The sequence below is a fragment of the Actibacterium sp. genome, from assembly GCF_041584535.1.
Lineage (GTDB): Bacteria > Pseudomonadota > Alphaproteobacteria > Rhodobacterales > Rhodobacteraceae > Actibacterium_D.
The window spans coordinates 1-3,404 of record NZ_JBFHDW010000275.1 but is presented as its reverse complement, the minus strand read 5'-3'; the positions used below and the strand labels follow the sequence as shown (position 1 = coordinate 3,404).

The following is a 3,404-nucleotide window of genomic DNA, read 5'->3' as shown; positions in this document are numbered from 1 at the left end:
TCCGGGTCAAAAGCCGCGCCAACACCAGCGCCGGTGGTTCGCCATGCAGCTTTTCGGTGCCGGTCAGATCAAGAAACGCCTCGTCCAGCGACAGTGGTTCGACCGAAGGCGTCAGCGCATCCATCATCTCCCGCACCTGTTTCGAGACCTCGGCATAAAGCGACATGCGCGGTTTCAGGACCACCGCCTCGGGGCATAGTTTCAGCGCCTGAAACATCGGCATGGCTGAGCGCACCCCGCGAATCCGCGCCACATAGCAGGCGGTCGAGACCACGCCCCGCCGCCCGCCGCCGATAATCACCGGCTTGTCGGCCAGATCGGGGTTCTCGCGCTTTTCGACGCTGGCATAGAAGGCGTCGCAATCCATATGGGCAATCGACAGGCGGAACAGGTCTTCATGCTGCACGACACGCGGACTGCCGCAGCGCGGACAGCGCGGCGCCGGGTCGATGGCGGTCAGGCAAGAGCGGCAAAGGGCGGGCATGATGGGACACCGGATTTCCGCCACAGGCTAGCGGTTGGGGCTGAAATTTCATCTCAATTCTTCGCGCCCCGGCAATCAGGCGCCGCCGCGCCATTGCAATTTGCCGCACAGGGCGCAACTTAGTCACAGGTATTTCTTATAGGGTGTTGTGATGAACGCGAGCGATTTGACCGGCGGCAATCTGGTTCTGGTTTTGCTGGCTGCCTTTCTTATTCTGGTGGTCTTTTGGGGTGTGCGGATCGTGCCGCAATCGGAAAAATACGTGGTCGAGCGTTTTGGCCGTCTGCGTTCGGTTCTGGGGCCGGGTCTGAACCTGATCGTGCCGTTTCTGGACCGGGTGGCGCATAAGATCTCGATTCTGGAACGCCAGTTGCCGACGGCCAGCCAAGACGCGATCACCAAGGATAACGTGCTGGTGCAGGTGGATACCTCGGTATTCTACCGGATCACCGAGCCGGAAAAGACGGTTTACCGCATTCGCGACGTCGACGCGGCAATTGCCACCACCGTCGCCGGGATCGTTCGGGCCGAGATCGGCAAGATGGATCTGGACGAGGTGCAGGCCAATCGCTCGCAACTGATCCTGACGATCAAGGAATCGGTCGAGGATGCGGTCGACGCATGGGGGATCGAAGTGACGCGGGCGGAAATTCTGGATGTGAATCTGGATCAACAAACCCGCGACGCGATGCTGCAACAGTTGAACGCCGAACGCGCCCGCCGGGCGCAGGTGACCGAGGCCGAGGGGCGCAAGCGCTCGGTCGAATTGTCCGCCGATGCCGACCTTTATGCCGCCGAACAGGCCGCCAAGGCCCGCCGCGTCACCGCCGAGGCCGAGGCCTATGCGACCGAAGTTGTGGCCAAGGCCATCGCCGAACACGGTATCGAGGCAGCGCAATATCAGGTGGCACTGAAACAGGTCGAGGCGCTGACTGCTGTCGGGCAGGGCGCGGGCAAGCAGACCATCGTGGTGCCCGCACAGGCGCTTGAGGCGTTTGGCGATGCCTTCAAGATGCTGAAAGGGCGCGGCTGATGTGGTCCGAATGGTGGCTGTGGATGGCGGCGGCGGTGGTTCTGGTGATTCTGGAACTGTTTGCGCCGGGCTATGTGTTTCTGGGCTTTGCCGCCGGGGCGGTGGTCACGGGAATCGTCGTGGCGCTGGTGGCGGGGCTAAGCCTGCCCCAGCTTTTGCTTCTGTTCGCGGCGGCGTCGCTGGTGGCATGGGCGGTGATGCGCAAAGTCTTCGGGCTGCGCGGCAGCGCCCCCAAGGTGTTCGATCACGACATTAACGACAACTAAGCTTAGCTGAACTCTTCGGAGCGGGCGTCATAAGCCGTGCGCGCCGCCCGAACTTGCTGTTGATTGCCGCGCGCCCAATGAGTCACCGGCTCGATACAGTCGATCAGGCTTTGACCCAGTGGGGTCAGGGCATATTCCACTTGCGGCGGCGCCAGCGGCAGAACCGTGCGCGTGACCAGCCCATCCCGCTCAAGATGGCGCAGGGTGACCGATAGCATCCGCTGCGAGATGTCGCCGATAACGCGGCGCAGGGCATTGAACCTGCACGGTCCCTTTTGCAGTTCGATCATCACCAGAAGGCTCCATGCGTCGCCGATGCGGTCAAGCACATCGCGGATGGGGCAAGCATGGTTCGTGGCGCGGCGAGCGGGCAAGTTCGGTTCCCTTTGGGTAACTATAAGACCTCAAGATCCGTATTACCGAGATAGTTTCAAAGCACTATTAGGTTATCAATAGTAACTTAATGGAGCAAGACCTATGAAATTTTTCCTGATCGGGGCCAGCGGTATGATTGGCACCCGAATTCTGGCCGAACTGTCAGCGCGGGGTCATCAGGTGACGGCTGCTGCACGTAGTCCCGAGAAAATCGCGGCGCTGCCCGGTGTTACCGCCGTGACCCTGAATGCCGCCGATGCCGATGCGGTCGTGGCTGCGGTCAAAGCTTCGGGGGCCGAGCTGATCCTGTCGGCCACCTCGCCCCGCAATAGTGGCGACGCCACTGCCGATGCGGCTGCGTTTGGTGCGGCATTGGCCGCCGCTGGCAAGGAAACCGGCCTGCCGATTCTGATGGTCGGCGGTGCCGGCACGCTGTCGCTGCCTGATGGTTCGCCGGTGATGGATTTGCTGCCGCCCGAGATCAAGCCCGAGGCCCTTGGGGTGCGCGGGATGAAAGATGCGCTGGAGAAAGAGGGGCTTGATTGGACCTATCTGGCCCCGTCCGCCGAGATCGCTCCGGGTGATCGCACGGTGGAATTCCGCGTTGGCGGCACCACTTTGCTGAGCGATGCAAACGGGAAAAGCTGGATCAGCGCCGAAGACTATGCCGTCGCCTTTGCCAACGAAGCCGAGACCCGCAGCCATAAAGGGCAGGTTTTTACCGTCGGCTATTAATTACGTCGCTAAGATTCAGGCCGTGCCAAGCTCGGCCTGAATTGCCATCGCTGCGCGGCGCGGGTCGGGGTCCTGCCAAATCGGGCGGCCAACCACGATATGATCGGCGCCGTCGGCAATCGCGCGGGCCGGGGTGGCGACCCGTTTCTGATCCCCCAGCGCCGCCCCCGCCGGACGCACGCCCGGGGTAACGATCAGCTTGCCTGCGGACTGCGGCAGGGCGCGGATCAAGGCGGCCTCTTGCGGGCTGGCGATCACGCCATCGGCCCCGGCTTCGAACGCGTTGGCGGCGCGTTCCTGCACCAGATCGGCCACCGCGCCGGGCTTGATCAGCGCCCCGTCCAGATCGGCCCGATCCAGCGAGGTCAGGATCGTCACCGCCAGAATTTTCATATCCTTGCCCGCAGCGCCCTCTTTCGCGGCGCGCACCACATAGGGGTCGCCGTGCACGGTCAGGAAATCCAGATCGAACTGCGCCAGCCCGCGCACCGCGTTTTCCACGGTTGCGCCG

General features: G+C 62.8%; 5 protein-coding genes and 1 pseudogene. 3 read left to right on the top strand and 3 right to left on the bottom strand.

All coding sequences use genetic code 11. The annotated features are described in order from the left end of the window. Positions 1-484 (bottom strand): annotated as a pseudogene (locus tag ABYW26_RS12215) (DNA polymerase IV); the annotation flags it as partial. 151 nt (positions 485-635) lie between these two features. Here ABYW26_RS12215 and ABYW26_RS12210 point away from each other — a divergent pair. Together ABYW26_RS12210 and ABYW26_RS12205 are read left to right on the top strand one after the other, a co-directional pair. Next, on the top strand, positions 636-1,517 hold the full coding sequence (locus tag ABYW26_RS12210; RefSeq protein WP_372605176.1) for an SPFH domain-containing protein: 882 nt from the start codon (positions 636-638) through the stop codon (positions 1,515-1,517). Further along, positions 1,517-1,783 (top strand): NfeD family protein, encoded by a 267-nt coding sequence (locus ABYW26_RS12205; RefSeq protein ID WP_372605175.1) that lies wholly within the window; start codon positions 1,517-1,519, stop codon positions 1,781-1,783. Before ABYW26_RS12210 ends, ABYW26_RS12205 begins: the two co-directional genes overlap by 1 nt. A gap of 2 nt (positions 1,784-1,785) precedes the next feature. Here the strand turns inward: ABYW26_RS12205 and ABYW26_RS12200 are convergent, their stop codons facing one another. Continuing rightward, a complete protein-coding gene (locus ABYW26_RS12200; RefSeq protein ID WP_372605174.1) occupies positions 1,786-2,157 on the bottom strand; it encodes a winged helix-turn-helix transcriptional regulator in 372 nt (123 codons plus the stop codon). A 103-nt stretch (positions 2,158-2,260) separates the two neighbouring features. On the opposite strand from ABYW26_RS12200, the gene ABYW26_RS12195 reads away from it, so the two are divergent. Continuing rightward, positions 2,261-2,893, top strand: coding sequence for an NAD(P)-dependent oxidoreductase (locus tag ABYW26_RS12195; protein ID WP_372605173.1), 633 nt, complete (start codon positions 2,261-2,263; stop codon positions 2,891-2,893). A 15-nt stretch (positions 2,894-2,908) separates the two neighbouring features. Here ABYW26_RS12195 and pyrF read toward each other — a convergent pair. Further along, the coding region (gene pyrF / locus ABYW26_RS12190; RefSeq protein WP_372605172.1) for an orotidine-5'-phosphate decarboxylase at positions 2,909-3,404 on the bottom strand (496 nt) is incomplete at its 5' end.